This is a genomic window from Streptococcus sp. 2021WUSS126 (assembly GCF_044427255.1).
Lineage (GTDB): Bacteria > Bacillota > Bacilli > Lactobacillales > Streptococcaceae > Streptococcus > Streptococcus hashimotonensis.
The window spans coordinates 1-23532 of the sequence record NZ_JAOTGI010000017.1 but is presented as its reverse complement, the minus strand read 5'-3'; the positions used below and the strand labels follow the sequence as shown (position 1 = coordinate 23532).

Genomic DNA, 23532 nt, shown 5'->3' with positions numbered 1-23532 from the left:
AAGGCGATTTATTCGCCTTTTCTTTTAAATCTATGAAAAAAATATTTACAAAAACATCCATTTATTATCTCTTCTCTTTCCTTATTCCGCTGACTATTATTTCTATCGTCTTAGCATTTCAAGGAATCTGGTGGGGAAGTGATACAACTATATTGGCAAGTGATGGCTTCCACCAGTATGTTATTTTTAATCAAACATTACGAAATACTTTACACGGAGACGGCTCTCTCTTTTACACATTTTCAAGTGGTTTAGGACTCAATTTTTATGCTCTATCCTCCTATTACCTAGGTTCATTCCTGTCTCCAATTGTCTTTTTCTTTGATTTACAATCCATGCCTGACGCTATCTATCTTGTCACTATTGTCAAATTTGGATTGACTGGGTTGTCAACTTATATCAGCTTAAAGGGTATCCATAAAAATTTGAAAGAAGAATGGGCACTATTACTCGCTACTAGTTTTTCTCTGATGAGTTTTAGTACAAGTCAATTAGAAATAAACAACTGGCTAGACGTTTTTATACTCCTCCCACTAATTCTTCTTGGATTGCATCGATTATTAAAAAAACAGGGTCCGATTCTCTACTACATAACATTAACATGCTTGTTTATCCAAAACTATTACTTCGGGTATATGGTGGCTATTTTTCTAACATTATGGACATTGGTTCAATTATCATGGATAGATAGTCAGAGAATCAAAAGATTTATCAACTTTACAATAGTGTCAATTTTATCTGCTCTAAGCAGCATGTTCATGTTGTTACCAACCTACTTGGATTTAAAAACTCATGGTGAGACATTTACAAAAATTGTCAACCTAAAAACCGAAGACTCTTGGTATCTGGACTTCTTTGCAAAAAACTTAGTTGGTAGCTTTGATACAACAAAATTCGGTTCTATTCCCATGATCTCTGTTGGTCTCGTTCCATTAATACTCGCTTTATTATTCTTTACATTAAAAGAAATAAAATCAACTGTCAAACTCTCCTATGCTCTATTCTTTACATTCATTATTTCAAGTTTCTACCTACAACCACTCAATCTTTTTTGGCAAGGCATGCATGCGCCAAACATGTTCCTCTATCGTTATGCATGGGTTCTATCAATAACCGTTATCTATTTAGCAGCAGAGACATTGGTACGACTACGTCAAGTAAGTATTAAAAATTTTACTCTGATTGTTTCATTTTTACTCATTTGCTTTGCTACTACCTTTATTTTTAGAGATCATTATGAGTTTCTAATGGATGTAAATTTCCTACTCACACTAGAATTTCTAATAGCCTACTTCATTCTTTTTGTAGCAATGATTCACTATAAATCATCCTTAAAATGGACTAATATTGTTTTATTGTTCTTCACTTTCTTAGAACTTGGATTACATAGTCATTATCAGGTTCAGGGGATTTCTGATGAATGGCATTTCCCTAGCCGATCAAACTATGAAGAAAAATTGACAGATATTGACAGTATTGTAAAGTCTACAAAGACTACAACTGATTCATTTTATCGTATAGAACGTCTATTACCACAAACTGGCAATGATAGCATGAAATTCAATTACAACGGTATTTCTCAATTCTCCTCCATTCGAAACCGTGCTTCCAGCTCAGTACTAGATAAGCTCGGTTTCCGTTCAGACGGTACCAATTTGAATCTTCGTTATCATAATAATACAATTATTGCTGATAGCCTATTCGGAATCAAATATAATTTAGCTACTACGGACCCAAATAAGTTTGGTTTCACACTGAATCAGAGTCAGTCTACTATTAATCTTTACGAAAATAGTTTTAATCTAGGGTTAGCACTATTGACTGAAGGGATTTACAAAGATGTCAATTTTACAAATCTGACTCTCGATAATCAAACAAATTTTCTTAATCAACTAACAGGGCTATCTCAAAAATACTACCACACTTTATCAGATGTTGTTTCACAAAATACAGTTGAACTGAACAATCGAATGACTGTCAACAAAGTTGACAATGAGGATGCTGCAAAGGCAACTTTCTTAGTAAATATACCTGCAAATAGCCAAGTATACTTAAATTTGCCAAATTTAACATTCTCAAATGAGAATCAAAAAAAGGTTGTCATTACTGTCAATAATCAGTCAAGTGAGTTTACACTAGATAATGCTTTCTCTTTCTTCAATGTGGGGAGCTTTACTACAGATGTACAAGTTCAAGTCGATGTATATTTTCCTGAAAATAATCAAGTTTCTTTTGATAAACCACAATTTTATCGATTGGACTTATTAGCTTTCCAACAGGCTATTTCCATTCTCCAAGAAAAACAAGTAGTAACAAAAACTGATGGTAATAAAGTAACCGTTGATTTTGTAACCGATAAAGAAGCCTCACTCCTCCTTACTTTACCCTATGATAAAGGATGGAATGCATCCATTGATGGTAAACCTATCAAAATCCAAAAAGCGCAAGAGGGTTTTATGAAAGTGGATGTAAGTCCAGGTCAAACTAAACTAGTTTTAACCTTTGTACCAAATGGTTTCTATCTAGGTTTACTGATTTCTTTGGGTGCAGTTTTTGTATTTTTCTCCTATCAATTCATTGGATACTATTATTCTAAGAACCGAGAATACTAAACTTTCTCGGTTTTCTCTTGTAAAAAACAAAAAACCTTGATTTCTCAAGGTTTCCTATGCTTTATCTACTCCGCCAACAGGGCTCGAACCTGTGACATCATGATTAACAGTCATGCGCTCTACCAACTGAGCTATGGCGGAAGAAATAGTCCGTACGGGATTCGAACCCGTGTTACCGCCGTGAAAAGGCGGTGTCTTAACCCCTTGACCAACGGACCATTTTTAGAACAATAACTAGTATAATACATGTGACTTTGTTTGTCAATACATTTTTTTGATTTTTTATTGTATTGACAGAGTGCTTTGTTTAATGTAAAATAAAATGGTTAAGGTTCCATAGCTCAGCTGGATAGAGCATTCGCCTTCTAAGCGAACGGTCGCAGGTTCGAATCCTGCTGGAATCATTTAGACCTACCTCGTGTAGGTCTTTTTTCTTGCCATAATTCATAATTAATATATAAAACTGGCAAAATCAGACCAATAAGGGCATATTCTTCAAATTGGAAGGATAGGTGAGTAGATATAATAACACCTAGCATAAACCCTATAATGGTCAATAAGATGTTTCTACCTGTTTTTCTAAGTTCTGAATCTTTTTCAATAACTCCTTTAAACCAGAGATAAGCAGCATTTTTTACATTCCCTGTCATCATCACATTGGCATAAGGAGCACCTCGTAACCTTCTAAATGTTTCTACTTGAATAGAGGCTACGAAGGCTAGACTAGCAATTGTAAAAGACGCAGGCATAATAGGTGAGAAAATGATAGTTAGTAAAATAAGAACTAACATCATTACACTACTACCAAAGTGCCAAGACCATGTTTGTTTTTCAAAATACCTTCTTGCTAAGTAGGTAAAAAATTGTCCGAATACAAAAAATAAAATGGGAATGGAAAAATTAACTACCTGCGCAAAGTCACCTTTAGCCAAAAAATAAGCTAGGGAAATAACATTTCCAGATTGTACACCAGCAAAGCGACCACCCTGAGTCACAAAAGTAAAGGCATTTAAATAACCACTGATAAACGTTAATGAACAAGCAATTCTCAATCCCTCAAAAACACGATAATCTTTTTGATTCATTTTCACTCCTTGTTTCACGTGAAACTACTTATGATATGGGCTTCCCTGCTGAATCATAAATGCACGATAAATCTGCTCGATGAGAACTAATTTCATTAGTTGATGGGGAAGTGTCAACTGTCCAAAACTCATTAACAAATTAGCTCTTTTTTTAATACAAGAATCGAGACCCAAACTACCACCGATGATAAAAGTTATATCTGAATACCCATTTACTGCAATATCAGATAGCTTTTGACTAAATTCTTCCGATGGAAATTGTTTCCCTTCTATCGCTAAGGCAATGACAAAATCTCGCTCTCCAATTTTAGACATAATTCTATCGGCTTCTTTTTTTAATATTTGTTCATTCTCTGCTTGACTGGCTTTATCTGGTGTTTTTTCATCAGGAAGCTCAATCATATCCAACTTAGTGAATCGTCCCAATCGTTTACTATATTCTGCAATACCTTCTTTGAGGTACTTTTCTTTCAATTTTCCAACGGTAATCAATTTTATTTTCATAAAATAATTGTAACATATCCACAAGCATACGACAGAAAATATTTTTAGAAAATCAGGATATGGCTACAGTTTTTCACATAATTCACAGAGTTATCCACAGGTTGTGGATTGATTTTTGAAAACTTTAAGTTATAATTAAGAAAGAAATAGTACTCTTAAGGAAAATTAAAGAAATGGAAAGGATTCCTTATATGAAAAAATATTTGAAATTTGCGATTTTATTTGTAATTGGATTTTTTGGGGGTCTTATCGGGGCCTTATCAGCCTCTTTCTTCCAGCCACAGGTTCAACAAGCAAATTCTGCTATCACTAGTGTCAGCAATGTTCAATATAATAATGAAACTTCCACCACAAAAGCTGTAGAGAAAGTACAAAATGCTGTTGTGTCTGTTATTAATTACCAAAAATCAGCCAACAATAGTCTTGGTGCTATCTTTGGAAATATTGAATCATCTGACGAACTAGCCGTTGCTGGGGAGGGATCTGGTGTTATCTACAAAAAAGATGGTCAATATGCCTATATTGTGACAAATACGCATGTTATTAATAACGCAGAAAAGATTGATATCCTTTTAGCATCTGGAGAAAAAATTAGCGGTGAACTTGTTGGTTCCGATACATATTCTGATATAGCTGTTATAAAAATATCAGCAGATAAAGTCACTGCTGTTGCTGAATTTGCTGATTCCGATACAATTAAAGTTGGAGAAACTGCTATCGCAATTGGTAGTCCTCTAGGCAGCGTCTACGCCAATACAGTTACCCAGGGTATTATTTCTAGCTTAAGTCGGACAGTTACTTCACAATCAAAAGATGGACAAACAATCTCAACCAACGCTATTCAAACTGATACAGCTATCAACCCTGGAAACTCTGGCGGACCGTTAATCAATACCCAAGGACAAGTGATAGGCATTACCTCTAGCAAAATTACCTCAAGTTCTGCAAATAGCTCAGGCGTGGCTGTAGAAGGGTTGGGATTTGCTATTCCTGCAAATGATGCCGTAGCTATTATCAATCAGCTTGAAAAAACTGGACAAGTTAGCCGACCTGCTCTTGGAGTTCATATGGTTAACTTGACGACCTTGTCAACTAGTCAATTAGAAAAAGCTGGATTATCAAATACGGAATTAACATCCGGTGTCGTAATTGTCTCTACACAAAGTGGACTACCTGCAGATGGAAAATTAGAAACTTTTGATGTTATTACTGAGATTGACGGAGAAGCTATTCAAAATAAGAGTGACCTCCAGAGCGCTCTCTACAAACATCAAATTGGAGATACAATCACTGTAACTTATTACCGCAATAATCAGAAACAAACTGTTGACATTAAGTTGACACATTCTACAGAAGAACTTAGCGAATAATTGACAAATGAGACTTTACACAATTGTAAAGTCTCATTTTTTTTGCTAGAATAAGGATATATGGAAGAATTACGTACACTAAATATTTCAGAAATCCATCCCAATCCCTATCAGCCAAGAATTCATTTTGATGAAAAGGAGCTACTTGAGCTCGCTCAATCTATTAAGGAAAATGGCTTAATTCAACCGATTATTGTAAGAAAATCTTCTATTATCGGATACGAATTATTAGCTGGAGAAAGAAGGTTGCGAGCCAGTCAATTAGCTGGACTGACTACAATACCAGCAGTGGTAAAAGAACTGACTGATGATGATTTACTCTATCAGGCTATCATAGAGAATCTGCAGCGTTCTAACTTAAATCCGATAGAAGAAGCAGCCTCTTATCAAAAATTGATTAGTAGAGGGTTAACACATGATGAAGTTGCTCAAATCATGGGAAAATCAAGACCATATATCAGTAATTTATTGCGCCTACTAAATCTATCATCTCAGACTAAACAAGCTGTAGAAGAAGGAAAAATTTCACAAGGGCACGCGCGACAATTGGTGTCATTTTCAGAAGAAAAGCAAGCCGAATGGGTTCAACTCATTTTATCAAAAGATTTAAGTGTGCGTACGCTTGAAAAATTAATAGCTGCAAATAAGAAAAAGCACACTAAGCTTAAACAACGCGACCAATTTTTAAAAGAACAGGAAGATTCACTCAGTAAAACTCTTGGAACAGCTACAAAAATTCTCAAGAAGAAAAACGGGAGCGGAGAAATTCGAATTAGCTTTAATGACCTCGATGAATTCGAAAGAATTATCAACAATTTAAAATAGACTTGTTTACAATTTATTTTTATAAACACTCTTTTCCACACTAAAATCATTACAAAAAGTCAGGACCAGCAAAGGTTCTGACTTTTATTCACATCTTGTGGAAAACTTTTCTTAACAGTGTGGATTTTTAAAATTATCTGTGGAAAACTTTTGTTTTTTATGGTACACTATTCTAACGAATATAATGTGAAAGGGGGAAAATATGAACCAAGAACAACTTTTTTGGCAACGATTTATTGAATTAGCAAAAGTAAATTTTAAGCCATCTATTTATGATTTTTATGTCGCTGATGCAAAATTACTTGGAATCAACCAGCAAGTTGCCAATATTTTCTTAAATCGTCCATTTAAAAAAGATTTTTGGGAAAAAAACTTCGAAGAGTTAATGATTGCCGCTAGTTTTGAAATCTACGGAGAACCTCTTGCCATCCAATATCAATTTACAGAAGATGAACAGGAAATTAAGAACATTACAAACGCAAGAAGTTCAGTGTTTCACCAGGTACAGACACCTGGGCCGGCTACTCCTCAAGAAACTTTTCAACCGGTTCATTCTGATATAAAATCCCAGTACACCTTTGCTAATTTTGTACAAGGAGACAATAATCACTGGGCAAAGGCTGCAGCTTTAGCTGTATCTGATAACCTAGGTGAGCTCTACAATCCGTTATTCATTTTTGGTGGTCCTGGTCTTGGAAAAACTCATATTTTAAATGCGATTGGAAATAAGGTTCTAGCCGATAATCCCCAGGCAAGGATAAAATATGTCTCATCGGAAACATTCATCAATGAATTTTTAGAACACCTCCGTCTCAATGATATGGAAAGTTTCAAAAAAACCTATCGCAATCTGGACTTACTTCTAATTGATGACATTCAGTCTCTCCGTAATAAAGCAACAACACAGGAAGAATTTTTCCATACTTTTAATGCGCTTCATGAAAAAAATAAGCAGATTGTACTCACAAGCGACCGTAATCCCGATCACTTAGATAATTTGGAAGAAAGACTAGTAACACGTTTCAAATGGGGGTTAACCAGTGAAATCACTCCACCTGATTTTGAAACACGTATCGCAATTTTACGTAACAAGTGCGAGAACCTGCCTTATAACTTTACAAATGAGACGCTATCCTATCTAGCTGGGCAATTTGATTCGAACGTACGTGACCTTGAAGGTGCCTTAAAAGATATCCATTTGATAGCCACTATGCGGCAACTGTCTGAGATAAGTGTCGAGGTTGCTGCTGAGGCTATTCGATCAAGAAAACAAACAAATCCACAAAACATGGTTATTCCTATTGAGAAAATCCAAACCGAAGTGGGAAATTTCTACGGTGTCAGCTTGAAAGAATTAAAAGGTTCTAAGCGTGTTCAACATATCGTTCACGCACGACAAGTTGCTATGTTTTTATCACGTGAAATGACAGACAATTCCCTTCCAAAAATTGGGAAAGAATTTGGTAATCGAGACCATACAACCGTTATGCATGCATACAATAAAATAAAAACTCTCCTCTTGGATGATGAGAATTTAGAAATAGAGATTACCAGTATAAAAAATAAACTTCGTTAACCTGTGTATAACTTTTAAAAAAACTTCTGTTTTTTCCACAAGTTGTGAACAAGTTAATTCCCGCAGTTTTATTAGTCTTTCATCACTTTTCCACAGAATACACAGAGACTACTATTACTATTAACCTTATAGATAATAAATAAAGGAGAATCCATGATTCAATTTTCTATTAATAAAAATATATTTCTACAAGCACTTAGTATTACTAAACGGGCAATCAGTACAAAAAATGCTATTCCAATTCTTTCAACAGTAAAAATTACAGTAACTAGTGAAGGAATCACTTTAACTGGTTCAAATGGACAAATCTCGATTGAACATTTTATTTCTATTCAAGATGAAAATGCAGGACTTTTGATCAGTTCTCCAGGTTCCATTCTCTTAGAAGCTGGTTTCTTTATTAATGTCGTATCCAGCATGCCGGATTTGGTCCTTGACTTCAATGAAATTGAACAAAAGCAAATCGTTTTGACAAGTGGTAAGTCTGAAATCACATTAAAGGGAAAAGAAGCAGAACAGTATCCTCGTTTACAGGAAGTTCCAACTTCAAAACCATTGGTGTTAGAAACCAAAGTATTGAAACAAACAATTAATGAAACAGCATTTGCAGCTTCTACACAAGAAAGTCGTCCTATTCTTACGGGTGTTCATTTTGTTTTAACGGAAAATAAAAATCTAAAAACTGTTGCAACAGATTCACACCGTATGAGCCAACGGAAATTGGTCCTTGATACATCTGGTGATGATTTTAATGTTGTCATTCCAAGTCGTTCTCTCCGTGAATTTACTGCAGTTTTTACAGATGATATTGAAACAGTAGAAGTCTTCTTTTCAAATAATCAAATCCTTTTTAGAAGCGAGCATATTAGCTTCTATACACGCTTATTAGAAGGTACCTACCCTGATACCGACCGCTTAATTCCAACTGAGTTTAAAACAACTGCAATTTTTGATACTGCAAATCTTCGTCACTCGATGGAGCGTGCTCGTCTTCTTTCAAATGCAACGCAAAATGGTACAGTAAAACTGGAAATTGCTAATAATGTTGTATCGGCTCATGTAAATTCTCCAGAAGTTGGACGTGTGAATGAGGAATTAGATACTGTAGAAGTATTAGGTGAAGACTTAGTAATCAGCTTTAACCCAACTTACTTGATAGAAGCATTGAAAGCCACAACTAGTGAACAAGTGAAAATTAGCTTTATCTCTTCTGTCCGTCCATTTACATTGATTCCCAATAATGAAGGGGAAGATTTTATTCAATTGGTTACACCAGTTCGTACCAACTAAATAATATTAAGAACGGCTAAACTAGCCGTTTTTATGTTATACTAAAAAATAGCACCTAGCTTATTTTTATATATTTAGTGATGGGGAATAAATGACGTTATATATATTAGCTAATCCTAATGCTGGTAGTCATACTGCTGAACACATCATATTCAAAATAAAAGAAAGTTATCCACAGCTTGCAGTTAACATTTTTATGACAGTTGGGCCTGAGGATGAAAAAAGTCAAATAGAGGCTATTTTAAAGGAGTTTGTCAGTAGTGAAGACCAATTAATGATTTTAGGCGGAGACGGCACCCTATCTAAAGCCTTGCGTTTTTGGCCAGCTAGTCTACCGTTTGCTTATTATCCAACAGGATCTGGAAATGATTTTGCAAAAGCAATGAATATAACATCGCTCTATAGAAGTGTAGATGCCATTTTAGAGGGAAAAACAAGTCGGATATATGTTTTAAACAGTTCACACGGAACGGTTGTAAACAGTATGGATTTTGGCTTTGCAGCTCAAGTTATCAATGGTTCAACGAATTCAATTTTGAAAAAAATTCTGAACAAGGTAAAACTTGGGAGGTTAACTTATCTATTCTTTGGTATTAAAACATTATTTTCAAAACAAGCTATAAACTTAGAATTAACTCTTGATGGAAAATCTTATCAGTTAGGTAATCTCTTTTTTATTTCTGTAGCAAATAGTCTTTATTTTGGTGGAGGAATCATGATATGGCCAACAGCAAGTGCTAAAAAGAAGGAAGTAGATATTGTTTACTTCAAAAATGGAAATTTCTACCAACGTCTACAATCATTGTTAGCCTTATTAACGAAGAGGCATGAATCTTCTCATACAATTCAGCATTTAACAGGGGTAGATGTAGTTTTAAAATCAAAAGAAAAATTATTATTGCAAATAGATGGAGAGATATACACTGCAAATGAGGTAACGTTAACCTATCAGGAAAGAAGTATGTATCTTTAAGGAGGAAGTATGTATCAATTAGGATCCTTTGTCGAAATGAAGAAGCCTCATGCCTGTGTCATCAAATCGACCGGCAAGAAGGCCAATAAATGGGAAGTCATCCGTCTAGGAGCGGATATCAAAATCCGCTGTAGCAACTGTGACCATGTAGTCATGATGAGCCGGCATGATTTTGAACGAAAAATGCAACAAGTACTGCCTAGTGAAACCTAGTTGACAGTTTGCAACTGCTGGTTGCGAATATTTCCTAAAAAGTGCTAGGCAACTATTCTTTTCTACACTATAATAGACTTAGAAAAAAGAGGAGGAAATGACCATGAATCAGTTAGCACAGCAAATTCGAGTTTTACGCACAGCCAATAGCTTATCCCAAGATGAGTTGGCAGAGAAACTCTATATTTCCCGTCAGGCTGTTTCCAAGTGGGAAAATGGTGAAGCAACGCCAGATATCGACAAACTGGTCCAGCTGGCAGAAATTTTTGGTGTCAGTCTGGATTATCTGGTTTTAGGAAAAGAACCTGAGAAGGAAATTGTGGTGGAACAACGAGGAAAAATGAATGTTTGGGAATACTTGAACGAAGAATCCAAACGACCTCTTACAAGAGGAGATGTTGTCGTTCTCATTTTTCTTGCAGTTATGCTTTTAGGTGGATTATTTATTCAGCATTATTTTTAACGAAGCTTGCTAATCGGCAAGCTTTTTCTCTACTTTTCTGCTATAATAGTCATGATTGAATTTTTAATTGGAGAGTAAAAAAACATGGCTTTAACAGCAGGAATCGTCGGTTTGCCAAACGTTGGTAAATCAACCCTATTTAACGCAATTACCAAGGCAGGAGCAGAAGCTGCAAACTACCCTTTCGCAACTATTGATCCAAACGTCGGTATGGTGGAAGTGCCAGATGAGCGTTTGCAGAAGTTGACAGAACTCATCACTCCTAAAAAGACAGTGCCAACCACTTTTGAATTTACCGATATTGCCGGTATCGTAAAAGGTGCCTCTAAAGGTGAAGGGCTTGGAAATAAATTCTTGGCCAACATCCGTGAGGTTGATGCCATTGTCCACGTGGTGCGTGCCTTTGATGATGAAAATGTCATGCGTGAACAAGGTCGTGAAGACGCTTTTGTGGATCCAATCGCAGATATTGATACTATTAACCTAGAATTGATTTTGGCGGACCTAGAGAGCATCAACAAGCGTTATGCGCGTGTAGAAAAAATGGCCCGTACGCAAAAAGACAAGGATTCTGTGGCAGAATTTGCAGTTCTTGAAAAAATCAAACCTGTCCTAGAAGACGGAAAATCTGCCCGCACAGTTGAGTTCACAGATGAAGAACAAAAAATTGTCAAGCAACTTTTCCTCTTGACGACCAAGCCAGTCCTCTATGTTGCCAATGTCGATGAAGACAAGGTAGCAGATCCTGAGTCTATCAGTTATGTTCAGCAAATCCGTGACTTTGCGGCAACAGAAAATGCAGAAGTGGTGGTCATTTCAGCCCGTGCTGAAGAAGAAATTTCAGAACTCGACGATGAAGACAAGGGCGAGTTTTTAGAAGCACTCGGATTAACAGAATCTGGCGTGGACAAATTAACACGTGCAGCCTACCACTTGCTTGGTCTAGGCACCTACTTTACAGCAGGGGAGAAGGAGGTTCGTGCTTGGACCTTCAAACGTGGTATGAAAGCTCCTCAGTGTGCAGGCATTATCCATTCAGACTTCGAAAAAGGTTTTATCCGTGCCGTCACCATGTCCTATGATGATTTGATTCAATATGGCTCTGAGAAGGCTGTTAAAGAAGCAGGACGCCTCCGTGAAGAAGGAAAAGAGTACGTTGTTCAGGATGGGGACATCATGGAGTTCCGCTTTAACGTATAATAGACAATTAGGTTGGAATACATTTTCCAGCCTTTTGGCATGTAAGGAGAAAAAAATGACACGATTGATCATCGGCCTAGGAAATCCTGGGGACCGCTATTTTGAAACCAAGCACAATGTCGGCTTTATGTTGCTAGATAAGATTGCCAAGCGTGAAAATGTAACTTTTAGTCACGATAAGATTTTCCAAGCAGACATTGCCACAACCTTTATTGACGGTGAAAAAATTTACCTGGTCAAACCAACCACCTTCATGAATGAATCAGGCAAGGCAGTCCATGCCTTGATGGCCTATTATGGTTTGGATGAAAAGGATATCTTGGTGGCTTACGACGATTTGGACATGGCAGTAGGTAAAATCCGTTTCCGACAAAAAGGCTCGGCAGGTGGTCACAACGGGATAAAGTCCATTGTTAAGCATATTGGGACGCAGGAATTTGACCGCATTAAGATAGGTATTGGTCGTCCAAAAGGAAAAATGAGTGTTGTCAACCATGTCTTATCAGGATTTGACACAGAAGACCGTATCGAAATCGACTTAGCACTTGATAAACTTGACAAGGCTGTCAACTTTTATCTGGAAGAGGACGATTTTGATAGCATCATGAGAAAGTTTAACGGATAATGAATATACTAGATCTTCTTCACAAAAATAAGCAAATCAATCAGTGGCAGTCAGGCTTAAACAAGTCAACTCGTCAACTATTATTAGGACTCACTGGAACCAGTAAGTCATTAGTCATGGCGACTGCCTATGATTGTTTGGCTGAAAAGATTATGATTGTGACTGCTACTCAAAATGATGCTGAGAAATTAGTTGCAGATTTAACATCCATCGTTGGAAGTGAGAATATTTACAACTTTTTTACAGATGATAGTCCTATTGCCGAGTTTGTTTTTGCATCAAAAGAACGTACTCAATCAAGGATTGACAGTTTAAATTTCTTGACAGATTCTACCAGTTCAGGAATTTTAGTTGCTAGTATGGCTGCTTGTCGGGTCTTATTGCCAAGTCCTGAAGCTTATAAAGGTTCTAAAATAAAGCTTGAAGTTGGTCAAGAAATAGAAGTTGACAATCTTGTAAAGAAACTTGTCAATATAGGTTATAAAAAAGTTTCTCGTGTTTTAACACAAGGGGAGTTTAGCCAACGTGGGGATATTCTAGATATTTTTGATATGCAAGCGGCATCTCCCTGCCGTTTAGAATTCTTTGGGGATGAAATTGATGGCATCCGTATTTTTGATGTAGATAGTCAAAAGTCTTTAGAGAATCTCGAACAAATCAGTTTGTCACCAGCATCAGATATTATTTTATCGTCTACTGACTATGAGCGGGCTAGTCAGAAAATCCAAATCTCTATTGACCAATCTAGAAGTGGGGAGCAGCAGTCTTATTTACGAGAAGTCGTGGCAGATATGCAAACGGAATATCGTCATCCCGATTTACGAAAATTTCTATCATTTTTATATGAACAATCTTGGACATTGTTGGATTATTTGCCAAAGGGTTCTCCCTTATTTTTAGATGATTTTCATAAAATTGCTGACAAGCAGTCTCAATTTGAAAAAGAATCGGCAGAGTTATTGACAGATGATTTACAAAAGGGGAAATCAATGTCAAGTTTGCACTATTTTGCATCTACCTATTCGGAGTTAAGAAAATACAAACCTGCCACTTTCTTTTCAAGTTTTCAAAAAGGTTTAGGTAATGTAAAGTTTGATGCTCTCTATCAATTCACACAGCATCCTATGCAGGAATTTTTCCACCAGATTCCACTGTTAAAAGATGAATTGACTCGGTATGCGAAGTCAAACAATACCGTTGTTATTCAAGCGAGTTCTGATGTAAGTTTACAGACTTTACAGAAAACTTTACAAGAGTATGATATCCATCTTCCAGTACATGCAGCAGATAAGTTAGTAGAAGGTCAGCAACAAGTGACCATTGGGCAGTTAGCTTCAGGTTTTCATTTGATGGATGAGAAACTAGTTTTCATCACTGAAAAAGAGATTTTCAATAAGAAAATGAAGCGTAAGACACGTAGAACCAATATTTCTAACGCTGAACGTATTAAGGACTATAGTGAATTAGCAGTTGGTGACTATGTTGTTCACCATGTTCATGGTATCGGTCAATACTTAGGAATTGAGACTATTGAAATTTCAGGCATTCATCGTGATTATTTAACGGTTCAATATCAAAACTCCGATCGCATTTCTATTCCTGTAGAACAAATTGATCTTCTCTCCAAATACTTAGCGTCCGATGGGAAAGCTCCAAAAGTTAATAAACTAAATGATGGTCGGTTCCAACGAACCAAGCAAAAAGTTCAGAAGCAAGTGGAGGATATTGCAGATGATTTGATTAAGCTTTATGCGGAGCGTAGTCAGCTGAAAGGCTTTGCCTTTTCACCAGATGATGAGAATCAGGTTGAGTTTGACAACTACTTTACACATGTGGAAACCGACGACCAACTTCGTTCCATTGATGAAATCAAACAAGATATGGAAAAAGACTCTCCAATGGATCGTTTGCTGGTAGGGGATGTCGGCTTTGGTAAGACAGAGGTAGCTATGCGCGCTGCTTTCAAAGCTGTCAATGATGGCAAGCAAGTAGCTATTCTTGTTCCTACGACTGTTTTAGCCCAGCAACACTACGCTAATTTCCAAGAACGGTTTGCAGAATTTCCTGTTAATGTTGATGTTATGAGTCGTTTTAAAACAAAGGCAGAGCAGGAAAAAACACTTGAGAAGTTGAAAAAAGGCCAAGTTGACATCTTGATTGGTACCCATCGCCTTCTATCAAAAGATGTTGTTTTTGCTGATTTAGGTTTACTGGTTATTGATGAAGAGCAACGGTTTGGTGTCAAGCATAAGGAACGCTTGAAGGAACTGAAAAAGAAAATAGATGTCCTAACCCTAACTGCAACTCCGATTCCTCGGACATTGCAAATGTCCATGTTGGGAATCCGTGACTTATCAGTAATTGAGACTCCACCGACAAATCGCTATCCTGTACAAACTTATGTGATGGAAACAAATCCTTCCGTTATCCGAGATGCAATGCTTCGTGAGATGGATCGCGGAGGTCAGGTTTACTATCTTTACAATAAAGTTGACACCATTGAACAGAAAGTGTCTGAATTAAAAGAATTGGTTCCAGAAGCTACTATAGGATACGTCCATGGACAAATGTCGGAAATCCAATTAGAAAATACTCTCTATGCCTTTGTAGAGGGTGAGTATGATATTCTAGTGACCACAACAATCATCGAAACAGGTGTTGATATTCCAAATGCGAATACCCTCTTTATTGAAAATGCCGATCACATGGGACTGTCAACTCTCTATCAACTTCGAGGACGTGTTGGCCGTTCCAGTCGGATTGCCTATGCCTATCTCATGTACCGTCCAGACAAGTCCCTGACAGAAGTAGCTGAAAAACGTTTGGAGGCAATCAAGGGCTTTACAGAACTAGGATCGGGTTTCAAGATTGCCATGCAAGATTTGTCTATCCGTGGAGCTGGAAATATTTTGGGCGCTGCCCAGTCCGGATTTATTGATTCTGTAGGGTATGAACTGTATTCACAATTGCTGGAGCAAGCCATCTTGGAAAAACAAGGTAAGGCAGCCCAACGTCAGAAAAGCAACACTGAGGTCAACCTACAGATTGACGCCTATCTACCAAGTGACTATATTGCTGATCAGCGACAAAAAATTGAAATTTACAAGTGTATAAAGAATATTGACAGTCGTGTCAACTATCAAGAATTACAAGAAGAATTGATAGACCGTTTTGGAGAGTATCCTGATGTAGTAGCCTACTTACTGGAAATCGGTCTATTGAAGTCATTTTTAGACCAAGTTTTCTGTCATACAGTTCTTAGACGACAACATCAAGTGACAGTAACATTCGAACCTATGGCTGGTCAAATTTTCCTAACGCAAGATTACTTTGAAGCTTTATCTGTGACAAATTTGAAAGCTCAGATAACGGAAAATAAAGGAAAACTAGCTGTTGTGTTTAACATTCAACAGAAAAAAGAATATGAAATATTAGAGGAATTGATTTCTTTTGCCGAAAAATTAAAAGAAATTAAAGCAAGGAAGGCAGAATAAATTTCTCAAATACCTTGAAAAATGGTAAAATAGTGAACTGAGGTAAAGTATGAGACTAGATAAATATTTGAAAGTATCCCGCATTATCAAGCGTCGAACAGTTGCGAAGGAAGTTGCCGATAAAGGACGAATAAAAGTCAATGGGATTTTGGCGAAATCTTCAACAGATTTAAAAGTAAATGATCAGGTTGAAATCCAATTTGGTAATAAACTACTCACTGTAAAAGTACTTGAAATGAAAGATTCAACTAAAAAAGAAGACGCACTGAAAATGTATGAAATTATCAGTGAAAAAAGGATAGAAAAAGATGAAGAAATCTAAAATTCTACAACTGAATAATGCCTTTATTCAGTCGGAGCGTAAAAAAACTCAGCATCAATTGGCAGAACGCCAACAAAAAAATCGTTTTATGGGTGCAATTCTCATTCTAGTTATCTTTCTTTTTATGTTGCCTGCCTACAATCTTGTTGGGACTTACACTAATATTCAGCAGCAGGAAAAGAAACTTGCTGAATTGGAAAAAAATTATGAAGAACTGACCAAAGAACAGAAGCAGGAAGCAGAGATGGTTGCAAAATTGAAAAATGAGGAATACGCAGCAAAGTATGTTCGGGCTAAGTATCAATACTCTAAAGAAGGGGAATTTGTCTACAATATTCCAGGGTTACCAAAATGACCGAATCTATTTTTAAAATTGTAGAGCAATTTTTACAGCATTCTGATGAAAAATTAGAAGAGTTGAATCAAAAGAATAGAGAATTAAAGTTAGAAGAAAATGAATCGTAGAAAGGAGGGAGTATGCAGAAAAAACTGCTCGTATGGTTATTGCCAGTTTTATTTGGATGGCAGGTGGTCGATAGTACAGAAATACCATTTGAACTCACAGCGCAAGAAGAATACGAATTGACTCATACTATCTATGATCAGTATTTTCAAACTATCCCTCAAAACCCAAATGTTTTTCAAACTGAGAATCTTTATTCGGATGAAGAACTGACTATAGCAGGTGGACAATTACAGCCGAACCAACATTTTTCTATTACGGATGTTCTAGTCAATAGTAAAAAAGAATTGGTTTTCCAAATAGATGACAAGGGTTACATTCTTGCAAGTAGGCATCTACTATTTGATGATGTAATTGTTACAGAAACTACTGTTGAGCAAACTTATTGGACAAAAAAAGGTTTCACATTGTTAACCTCACCAATTGCTAACGAAGCTACGGAAATAAAAAATGATTTACAACCCTATCAAGCTGTTATGGTTTCTAAAATCGTAACAACTTCCCTAGGTGATTTTGCCTATGTTACAGATAAAGGTTGGAGTGCAGTAAATAATCTTTCTAAAACGGATAATAGAGTAGAAGCCGTTCAAGAGTTGTTGACTAACAAATATTCCAAAGATACTATTGGTATATATGTGAAACAATTGTCAACAGGTCAAACTGCAGGTGTAAATCAAGAGAAACTATTCTATTCTGCCAGCATTGCTAAACTACCAATTCTTTATTACGTTCAAGAGCAATTGAATGCTGGGTATATTGATTTGACTACTAAAGTGAAATATACAGCCGAATCTATGTCCTTCCCAGGAGCTTATGTTGCTAGAGGAAGTGGTTCACTGTCAAAAACTCCTGACAACAAAGATTATTCAGTGGAAGAATTGATCAATAAGACTGCTAAAGAGTCAGATAATGTAGCTAGTAACTTACTTTCTTATTATGTAGCTAATAAATTCGATTCCAATTTTTATCAAGTAATAACTGCTAAAACAGGTAGTGAGTGGAGTATGGTTACACGTGAAACTTCAGCTGAAATCGCAGGGAAAATGATGGAAGCCTTATATATTCAAAATGGCTATGTGCTAGAAAGTTTGTTATCTACTCAATTTGATAATCAACGTATTTCGAAAGACATCTCAGTTCCAGTTGCTCATAAAATTGGCGATGCAGATGATGTCAAACACGATGTAGCGATTGTTTACGCAGGATCTCCTTTTGTTTTATCTATTTTTACAGATAAATCAAATTATGATGAGATTACACAAATTGCAAATGATATTTACGGGATTTTAAAGTAAATGAAAGATAGATTTTTAAAAGTGACACAGGATGGTCACTTTTTTGATAAACATAAGAAAGTACTAGTAGCCGTATCCGGTGGGGTAGATTCTATGAACCTATTCCATCTTTTATACGAATGCAAACAAGTGTTAGGGATTGAACTTGGAATTGCCCATATTAATCATGGACAGAGGGAAGAATCTGTCATCGAGGAAAAATATCTTAAACAGTTAGCAGAAGAAAGTAATGTTCCCTTTTATCTGTCCTATTTTGAAGGTGATTTTTCAGAAGAAGCGGCACGAAAATGGCGTTATGGATTTTTTGCTACAATCATGGAGAAGGAAGGCTACACTGCACTAGTGACAGCCCACCATGCAGATGATCAAGCAGAAACTGTCTTTATGCGATTGATTAGAGGAGGGCGTTTACGTCACTTATCAGCAATTCAACCGACTCAGCCTTTTGCAACAGGAGAACTTATTCGACCACTTTTATCTTTTAAAAAGGCAGATTTTGATAAGCTATTTCATTTTGAAGATTGTAGTAATGCAGATTTCAAATATTTTCGAAATAGAGTCAGAAATGACTATTTACCAAAGTTAAAACAGGAAAATCCTAAAATCGAACTTGCTTTCAATAATCTTGCAGTTGATACAAATAATCTATTTCAAGCGCTAAGAGATTTGACACAGGATTTATCCGTTACAGATGTGATGAGTTTTCAACAACAGACACCTGCGGTACAAAGTTATCTATTAGAGGAATATTTGGAAAAATTTCCTGATTTACAGCTCTCTCGTCCACAATTTAATGAAGTATTACACATCTTGCGTTCAAAAGCTAACTACTATCATTTATTGAAAAATGATTACATGTTAGAGAAGGATTATCATCGTTTTCAAATTTATAAAATAGGACCAGAGACGGATAGTCAACCAGAAAAAATCATGATAAAATCAGAGGGTATTTTTTCTTACGGTTCATATATTTTTTCTCTCAATCATCCTTTGGAAGAAGCGGATAGTATTTTATATTTTCCTACAGAAAATCCAATTGTAGTGAGGAGAAGGCAGGCTGGGGATACCATTTTAATAAACGGAGTAAATAAAAAACTCCGCCGTTGGTTTATTGATAATAAAATCTCACAGAAAGTTCGACAAAATGCGCTTATTATCGAGCAGAATGGAGAAATTTATGGAATTACGAATCTTGTTAGCAGTGATTTGAGTAAATCAGTAAAAAATGATATAATCAAAGCTACCTTATATATAAAAATGAAAGAGTAGAACAACTATGTTGGACAAAGATATTAAGAAAATTCTTGTTTCAGAAGAAGAAATCGTTGCAAAATGCAAAGAACTCGGTCAAATTCTAGCAACAGACTATGCAGATAAGAATCCTATTCTTGTAGGAATTTTAAAAGGTTCTATCCCATTTATGGCAGAATTAATGAAACATATTGATGCCCATGTAGAAACGGATTATATGGTTGTTTCTAGCTACCATGGCGGAACGGAGAGTAGCGGTACCGTTAAGATTATCAAGGATTTGGACAATAGTGTTGCAGGTCGACATATCATCTTTATAGAGGATATTATTGACACAGGCCGCACATTAAAAGAATTGAAAGAACTCTTTGCTTTGCGTCAAGCAGGTTCTATTAAAATTGCTACTCTTCTTGATAAACCAGAAGGGCGTGTTGTTGAAATCGAGCCAGACTACACTTGCTTTACTATTCCAAATGAATTTGTAGTTGGATTTGGCTTAGATTATGATGAAAATTATCGTAATCTTCCTTATGTTGGCGTACTCAAAGAGGAAGTTTACACAAAATAGAAAAAGGTTTCCTACTATATTATGAACAATCAACCAAATAAAGGATTTATAAAAAATCCTTTTCTCATTATTCTCGTTATTGCCACTATTGTGACAGCCTTTCAATTTTTTAATGCTGGTCAGCAAGTAGCAACTCAAGAAATCAGTTATTCACAAGTAGTAACTGAATTGAAAAATAATAATGTATCTGAAATTACTTATCAACCAAATTCAAGTGTTATTGAAATTACTGGTAAGTACAAAACAGAACAGGAAGCTAAAGATGAGTTAGCTTCATCTATTAAGTTATTCCAAGTTTCTAGCAAAGTTAAGTATAAAAACTTTAAGTCACTAATTTTACCGTCAGAAACGAATTTGTCAGAGCTACAAGCTCTTGCAAATGAAAATGGAGTAAAGGTTACTATTAAACCTGAAAGTTCAAATGGACTTTGGTTAAATATTGTCTTTAATTTGTTACCGCTTATCATTGCTGGTGTATTCTTCATGATGATGATGAACCAAGGTGGCGGTGGAGCACGTGGTGCAATGAACTTTGGACGGAATAAAGCTAAAGCTTTGGAACAAAGTAACATCAAGGTACGTTTCTCAGATGTAGCAGGTGCAGAGGAAGAAAAACAAGAATTAGTTGAAGTTGTTGAATTTTTGAAGGATCCAAAACGCTTTACTAAACTTGGAGCACGTATTCCAGCAGGTGTGCTACTAGAGGGTCCTCCAGGAACAGGTAAAACCTTGCTTGCCAAAGCAGTAGCGGGTGAAGCGGGTGTGCCATTCTTCTCTATTTCTGGTTCAGATTTTGTTGAAATGTTTGTTGGTGTCGGTGCCAGCCGTGTTCGTTCATTATTTGAAGATGCAAAAAAAGCAGCACCAGCCATTATTTTCATCGATGAAATCGATGCTGTCGGTCGCCAACGTGGTGTCGGCATGGGTGGCGGTAACGATGAACGTGAACAAACCCTCAACCAACTCTTAATTGAAATGGATGGTTTTGAAGGGAACGAAGGGATCATTGTCATTGCCGCAACCAACCGTAGTGATGTTTTAGACCCTGCCCTTCTTCGTCCAGGTCGTTTTGACCGTAAAGTATTGGTTGGTCGTCCGGATGTTAAAGGACGTGAAGCAATCCTTAAAGTTCATGCGAAGAATAAACCACTAGCAGCAGATGTAGATTTGAAATTAGTAGCACAACAAACACCAGGATTTGTTGGTGCAGATTTAGAGAATGTTCTTAACGAAGCAGCCCTTGTAGCTGCACGTCGAAACAAGACTGTCATTGATGCTTCAGATATTGACGAAGCAGAAGATCGTGTTATTGCAGGTCCATCTAAGAAAGACCGTCAAGTTTCAGCCAAAGAACGCGAAATCGTTGCCTACCATGAAGCAGGTCATACAATTGTTGGTCTCGTACTATCAAATGCACGTGAAGTTCACAAAGTAACAATTGTTCCCCGCGGTCGCGCAGGTGGATACATGATTGCCCTCCCTAAAGAAGATCAAATGCTTCTATCTAAAGAAGATATGAAGGAGCAATTGGCTGGTCTTATGGGTGGACGTGTTGCGGAAGAAATTATTTTCAATACCCAAACAACCGGTGCCTCAAATGACTTTGAACAAGCTACACAGATGGCGCGTGCCATGGTTGCAGAATATGGTATGAGTGAAAAAATGGGACCAATGCAGTATGAAGGCAGTCATGCAATGTTTGGTGGACAAACAACTCAAAAACATATTTCTGAGCAAACTGCATATGAGTTAGATAATGAAGTAAGAGATTTGCTAAATGAGGCTCGTAATAAAGCTGCAGATATTATTCAATCAAACCGTGATACACACAAACTGATTGCAGAAGCACTTCTCAAATATGAAACTCTTGATAGTGTTCAAATTAAATCTCTGTATGAAACAGGCAAAATGCCAGAGAATATTGAACACGATGACGAAGATGTTCATCCCCTTTCTTATGAAGAAGTAAAAGAGAAAATTAATACGAAAGAGTAGTATAAAATACTTCTGGGCAAGACATTCCATAACGGATCTGCCCTCACTCTTAACCACTAAAATAACCACCAAGCCTTCGCTAAGTACATAATCTTGGCGAGGGCTTTTTTACATGATACACATCAGAAACAGGGCATTTACAAGAAAAACGAATCATATAGTTATTTATCACAATCTTAGAACTATACCAAATAATTCCCTTCTGGAGCAGAATGCAATGTTTGCCAAGAGTATCAATAGCAAATGCACTTTAAAAAAGAAAAATCAAATAAAGTAAGCTAGACAAAAATGTCCTGTAGAAAGCCAGCACTTTTCGATAAACTTAAACCATCAACAAAAGGAGATTAAGAAATGGAATTCGAAAAAGTGTACGCAAGCGTCAAAGGCATTGTAAACAAGGCTCGAAAAGAGTTTTACATTAAACTATGGGATCGAGATGATTGGGAACAAGAAGGAATGATGACCTTGTTTGAATTGTTGGAAGATCAACCGTGGCTAGTTGATGAACAAGTTCAATTATATTGTTATTTTAAAGTTAAGTTCAGAAATCGAATCAAGGATCGTATCCGCAAACAGGAAAGTCAAAAACGCAAGTTTGACCGTATGCCACATGAAGATATTCACGAATTATCTCACGCAATACAATCACCGGGATTGATAAACGATGAACTATTAATGTTGAGAGGTGCCTTGAGAGATTATCGAAAAAATCTGAGCAATGATCAACTTGATAAATACGAAAAATTAATTAGCGGACAATGTTTTAATGGTCGCCGTGAAATGATACGTGATTTACAAATTCATTTGAAAGACTTTCGCTAAAGCTAGTCACTGACATTATGTTAATCGAATTAAGAAATTGGGCAGAAGCATCATAAAAAGTTCTGCTCAGTTTCTTTTTATATAGGTTATAGCAAAGAGAAGAAGGAATAGGAGAAAAAACAAATTTCAAGTTGAAATTAGCCCCCTCTCCTATGAAGAGTAGAGGAGTGACTAAATGTGATACTCAGCCAATAGTAACTTAAGTGCCGGATTGACTGATTCAGCGGTATTATTTGGAATTAACCTTATGCTTTAGTATCTGCATAGAACTTTCAGTGTAAAAAATCCCCAAAAACCGGTTGCCAATTACCAAACTAGATGATAGAATAAATGAGTTGTCTCTTGAGGTGCTAGTTAATAGCGGAACGAAAAAAAGTTTCAAAAAAGTGTTGACAAGTCCAGTAGAAGATGATAGAATAAATGAGTTGTCTCTTGAGTAACTAGTTAACAGAGGAACGAAAAAAAGTTTCAAAAAAGTGTTGACAAAGTTTCCAAGAAATGATAAACTAAGATAGTTGTCGCGAGATCGCGATAACGAACAAGACCTTTGAAAATTAAAGAAGACGAACCAAACGTGCAGGGTGAT

General features: G+C 36.4%; 21 protein-coding genes and 3 tRNA genes. 20 read left to right on the top strand and 4 right to left on the bottom strand.

Going from position 1 to position 23532, the window contains the following annotated elements:
• The first annotated feature begins 32 nt into the window (after positions 1-32).
• The gene (locus ODU39_RS07450) at positions 33-2612 is read left to right on the top strand and encodes a YfhO family protein (protein ID WP_105256912.1); all 2580 of its coding nucleotides are present in this window, start codon (positions 33-35) and stop codon (positions 2610-2612) included.
• Positions 2613-2680: 68 nt separating this feature from the next.
• On the opposite strand, the gene ODU39_RS07445 is transcribed toward ODU39_RS07450, so the two are convergent.
• Together ODU39_RS07445 and ODU39_RS07440 are read right to left on the bottom strand one after the other, a co-directional pair.
• Positions 2681-2753, bottom strand: a tRNA-Asn gene (locus tag ODU39_RS07445).
• A 5-nt stretch (positions 2754-2758) separates the two neighbouring features.
• A tRNA-Glu gene (locus tag ODU39_RS07440) sits at positions 2759-2830 on the bottom strand.
• A 112-nt stretch (positions 2831-2942) separates the two neighbouring features.
• Here ODU39_RS07440 and ODU39_RS07435 point away from each other — a divergent pair.
• Positions 2943-3016 (top strand) — tRNA-Arg (locus ODU39_RS07435).
• On the opposite strand, the gene ODU39_RS07430 is transcribed toward ODU39_RS07435, so the two are convergent.
• Both ODU39_RS07430 and rlmH read right to left on the bottom strand, forming a co-directional pair.
• The gene (locus tag ODU39_RS07430) at positions 3014-3697 is read right to left on the bottom strand and encodes a YoaK family protein (RefSeq protein WP_053867304.1); all 684 of its coding nucleotides are present in this window, start codon (positions 3695-3697) and stop codon (positions 3014-3016) included. The two genes, ODU39_RS07435 and ODU39_RS07430, sit on opposite strands and share 3 nt — an antisense overlap.
• Positions 3698-3721: 24 nt before the next feature.
• On the bottom strand, positions 3722-4201 hold the full coding sequence (gene rlmH, locus ODU39_RS07425; RefSeq protein WP_004194528.1) for a 23S rRNA (pseudouridine(1915)-N(3))-methyltransferase RlmH: 480 nt from the start codon (positions 4199-4201) through the stop codon (positions 3722-3724).
• Positions 4202-4374: 173 nt separating this feature from the next.
• Between rlmH and ODU39_RS07420 the strand changes: the two genes are divergently transcribed.
• The 18 genes from ODU39_RS07420 (at position 4375) to ODU39_RS07335 (ending at position 22946) form a co-directional block, all read left to right on the top strand.
• On the top strand, positions 4375-5571 hold the full coding sequence (locus ODU39_RS07420) for a S1C family serine protease (protein ID WP_014736606.1): 1197 nt from the start codon (positions 4375-4377) through the stop codon (positions 5569-5571).
• Between the two features lie 60 nt (positions 5572-5631).
• Positions 5632-6396 (top strand): ParB/RepB/Spo0J family partition protein, encoded by a 765-nt coding sequence (locus ODU39_RS07415; protein WP_099833035.1) that lies wholly within the window; start codon positions 5632-5634, stop codon positions 6394-6396.
• 202 nt (positions 6397-6598) lie between these two features.
• Complete coding sequence (gene dnaA / locus ODU39_RS07410; RefSeq protein ID WP_105106256.1) at positions 6599-7972, top strand: chromosomal replication initiator protein DnaA; 1374 nt, start codon at positions 6599-6601, stop codon at positions 7970-7972.
• A 153-nt stretch (positions 7973-8125) separates the two neighbouring features.
• Positions 8126-9262, top strand: a complete 1137-nt coding sequence (gene dnaN, locus ODU39_RS07405) for a DNA polymerase III subunit beta (protein ID WP_105243060.1) — start codon at positions 8126-8128, stop codon at positions 9260-9262.
• 91 nt (positions 9263-9353) lie between these two features.
• Positions 9354-10235 (top strand): diacylglycerol kinase family protein, encoded by an 882-nt coding sequence (locus ODU39_RS07400; protein ID WP_136670962.1) that lies wholly within the window; start codon positions 9354-9356, stop codon positions 10233-10235.
• A gap of 9 nt (positions 10236-10244) precedes the next feature.
• A complete protein-coding gene (locus tag ODU39_RS07395; protein ID WP_024394586.1) occupies positions 10245-10448 on the top strand; it encodes a DUF951 domain-containing protein in 204 nt (67 codons plus the stop codon).
• A gap of 103 nt (positions 10449-10551) precedes the next feature.
• Complete coding sequence (locus ODU39_RS07390) at positions 10552-10911, top strand: helix-turn-helix domain-containing protein (protein WP_208571449.1); 360 nt, start codon at positions 10552-10554, stop codon at positions 10909-10911.
• A gap of 84 nt (positions 10912-10995) precedes the next feature.
• Positions 10996-12111 carry a redox-regulated ATPase YchF gene (gene ychF, locus ODU39_RS07385; protein WP_004195361.1) on the top strand — a complete coding sequence of 372 codons (1116 nt, stop codon included), beginning with the start codon at positions 10996-10998 and terminating at the stop codon, positions 12109-12111.
• A gap of 55 nt (positions 12112-12166) precedes the next feature.
• Positions 12167-12736 (top strand): aminoacyl-tRNA hydrolase, encoded by a 570-nt coding sequence (gene pth, locus ODU39_RS07380; protein WP_105136690.1) that lies wholly within the window; start codon positions 12167-12169, stop codon positions 12734-12736.
• The gene (gene mfd, locus ODU39_RS07375) at positions 12736-16230 is read left to right on the top strand and encodes a transcription-repair coupling factor (protein ID WP_398580173.1); all 3495 of its coding nucleotides are present in this window, start codon (positions 12736-12738) and stop codon (positions 16228-16230) included. The genes pth and mfd overlap by 1 nt, the downstream gene beginning before the upstream one ends.
• 49 nt (positions 16231-16279) lie before the next feature.
• Positions 16280-16552, top strand: coding sequence for an RNA-binding S4 domain-containing protein (locus ODU39_RS07370; RefSeq protein WP_004194330.1), 273 nt, complete (start codon positions 16280-16282; stop codon positions 16550-16552).
• Complete coding sequence (locus tag ODU39_RS07365; protein WP_004194327.1) at positions 16539-16907, top strand: septum formation initiator family protein; 369 nt, start codon at positions 16539-16541, stop codon at positions 16905-16907. Before ODU39_RS07370 ends, ODU39_RS07365 begins: the two co-directional genes overlap by 14 nt.
• Positions 16904-17017, top strand: coding sequence for an SP_0009 family protein (locus tag ODU39_RS07360; RefSeq protein WP_004194325.1), 114 nt, complete (start codon positions 16904-16906; stop codon positions 17015-17017). The genes ODU39_RS07365 and ODU39_RS07360 overlap by 4 nt, the downstream gene beginning before the upstream one ends.
• A 12-nt stretch (positions 17018-17029) precedes the next feature.
• Positions 17030-18310, top strand: a complete 1281-nt coding sequence (locus ODU39_RS07355; RefSeq protein ID WP_398580174.1) for a serine hydrolase — start codon at positions 17030-17032, stop codon at positions 18308-18310.
• Positions 18311-19579, top strand: coding sequence for a tRNA lysidine(34) synthetase TilS (gene tilS, locus ODU39_RS07350; protein ID WP_398580175.1), 1269 nt, complete (start codon positions 18311-18313; stop codon positions 19577-19579). It begins immediately after the preceding gene.
• Positions 19580-19586: 7 nt separating this feature from the next.
• Positions 19587-20129: a hypoxanthine phosphoribosyltransferase gene (gene hpt / locus ODU39_RS07345; protein ID WP_398580176.1), complete on the top strand. Its 543-nt coding sequence runs from the start codon at positions 19587-19589 to the stop codon at positions 20127-20129.
• A 21-nt stretch (positions 20130-20150) separates the two neighbouring features.
• Positions 20151-22124, top strand: coding sequence for an ATP-dependent zinc metalloprotease FtsH (gene ftsH, locus ODU39_RS07340; protein WP_024407779.1), 1974 nt, complete (start codon positions 20151-20153; stop codon positions 22122-22124).
• Between the two features lie 351 nt (positions 22125-22475).
• Positions 22476-22946 (top strand): sigma-70 family RNA polymerase sigma factor, encoded by a 471-nt coding sequence (locus ODU39_RS07335; protein ID WP_024393242.1) that lies wholly within the window; start codon positions 22476-22478, stop codon positions 22944-22946.
• The last annotated feature ends 586 nt before the right edge of the window (positions 22947-23532 follow it).